The 2,191-nt window shown below is 44.8% G+C and carries 2 protein-coding genes; both read left to right on the top strand.

What is annotated here, in order from left to right:
- Positions 1 to 202 precede the first annotated feature (202 nt).
- Positions 203 to 1,198, top strand: a complete 996-nt coding sequence (locus DW49_RS0123965) for a hypothetical protein (RefSeq protein WP_005618751.1) — start codon at positions 203 to 205, stop codon at positions 1,196 to 1,198.
- Positions 1,199 to 1,334: 136 nt separating this feature from the next.
- Positions 1,335 to 2,072 (top strand): hypothetical protein, encoded by a 738-nt coding sequence (locus DW49_RS0123960; RefSeq protein ID WP_024421006.1) that lies wholly within the window; start codon positions 1,335 to 1,337, stop codon positions 2,070 to 2,072.
- Positions 2,073 to 2,191: the final 119 nt, after the last annotated feature.

The raw sequence follows: 2,191 nt of genomic DNA, 5'->3' as shown, positions 1-2,191 counted from the left end.
TTTTCGAAATAAGTTACCCATAACCTGCAAGCTAAGCTATTGATAAGATTTGAATTTTCCGTTAGTTGGTGGCTGATTTTTTCGAAAACAGTACACTAGGTAGCGAGGTAAGCCCGGTCTTCATTCTGAAATCCGTTGCCGTCGTTGCTAATTAAGTAAGTGAGCATCAAGACCTGATTTTTTCTATGGAAGTGAGGGATATATGGACGAGTGGTTTGAGTCACTGGATCAATGCGTTAAGGATGGTGTGGTCGAGCTTAAAACGACTTTTGAGATCGTCACCAATTTCAGCTTTATCAGAGCTAAGGCGTTTCAGGCATTGAGTGAGGGTGCTCCCAACTTTTCTTATGATGAACACCTGGGGACCTTGTTCAACTTTGATCTGGAGGACGCGGAGCTTGGCTCAGGCATACAGGTTCACAGCGTCGAGCTCGACGAGGAGCTACACTCGGAAGGACTCTATACCGTCGAGATTCTGTTCAATTACGAAGTCTCAAAAGAGCTGGTCGCGCTGGAGCATACCCGCGCTGCCCTAAAGCTGGTAAAGCTCAATACCAGGCTCGTCGATTTCCTGAAGGTCAGTTTAACCTTGGCCGGCAGAGAGTTTACGGTGGTGCCGTCCACTCTGAATCTGAGGATCCAGACACCCCATGGATGGCGCCGGGTTTACCAGTCTTCTGGCAAGCAGCCTAAAATCGAACCTTTGCAGGCCGAGGCATTCGATGGTTTCTTAAAATCTTTGCAGAGCTCAACGAAGGTTTTTGCGCGCTACACGATGGAGAAGAAGATCAAAAATCTGGTGGGACTGATGTCCTCAGGGCTGAGGTTAGAAACCCGGAATTTTGAATCGGACGCGTTGCTCAACTTCTACAAAGTCATTGAAGTGGTCGCCAAAGATCCTGCCTTCGTTGAGCACTCCGTGGAGATCCTGGAGCGACCACTGGCTTATGGTAAAGCCATTGTCAACAGCGGCCAGCGATCGCTGATCGCCTACGTTTGGGAGTACTTGAAGAAGATTGAGCCCAAGATAGGTGAGGACAGTCTTGAGCTGCTTGTGAAAATTGCTGATACAAGGAACAAGCTTGCCCACGTTGGCGCGGCAAAGCTGGAGCCTAATATGGTTCCATTTTGCAAAACCGTGGCGATGGTGCTCTTGCGTAAATTCCTCGTGCTGAAGACGACAAGCGATAAGACGTGAGCCAGCATGCGTAAAAAGGTTTTTGATAAGATCCGTAGCTTCGTTGCGGCTCTATCTGGCGAGAGCAACTGAGTGTAGTGACATACTCGTAATTATTTTTGAATGATAGTCTATTTTTGATAGGGAGAGGGTTAACTTGAAAGACTTCCTCACAAGTAACAAGATTTATTTTGAGACTGGCGTCTCTGTACTGTTAGCGATCATGGCCATCCTCGTTTCGATTAACGCTAACTCCATAGCCAAAGCCCAGCTATCCTTGGCGAACGATGCCCAAAGGATTGCTACGCTCCCTTACTTACCAAATATAAAAGCTCGTTTTAAGCTCGTATCTTCGAACGATGGAGTTCGAAAGGAAAAACTGGAAATTACCAATTCTGGGGATTCGATGTATGAGCTACGCGCCTTTCCTATAGCATTTTTAGCGTTACGAGAGCTGCAGGTTGTTTCAGCTAACGGTCCCTACACAAAGAATGCTCATCTAAAAAAACTGTCTATACCCCTTGAAAGTTATTTTCCTAACGGGACAATGGTGGATGATATGGACAAGGATTTTGTGCTGTACCAAGACATAGAAAACACAGGGCTCTTGAAGGACAGGCTAGACGCCTTTTCCAAGAAGTATGATAGTGAGGAAAAACACGTTATAGGTGGCATTGATAAATATTTGGTTGTCTCATATAAAGACCGTTTCAACGTGCTCCATACGGACTATTTTCAATTTGACCATGCGGGTGAAGGAGTGCTGATGGGTAGCTCTGATGGTGAGGGAGTGTTCAAGCGTTATAATGAATACTCTAAAAAAGAGATTAAGTTGGACTATAAAATCTCTACTCCAGAAGAAATTGGCAATCTTTGGGTTAAACTAAAAAACTAGTTTTTGAATCCGCTTTGATTTTCATCAGACAAACTAGTGTACTGTTTGCGAAATAATTTACCCGTGTCCTGCAACCTAAGTTATTGATAAAATTTGAATTTTACGTTAGTTAGTAGCTG

The sequence above is a fragment of the Pseudomonas avellanae BPIC 631 genome (assembly GCF_000444135.1).
Lineage (GTDB): Bacteria > Pseudomonadota > Gammaproteobacteria > Pseudomonadales > Pseudomonadaceae > Aquipseudomonas > Aquipseudomonas avellanae.
The sequence above is the reverse complement of the archived record's forward strand: the minus strand, read 5'-3'. Positions and strand labels throughout refer to the sequence as shown.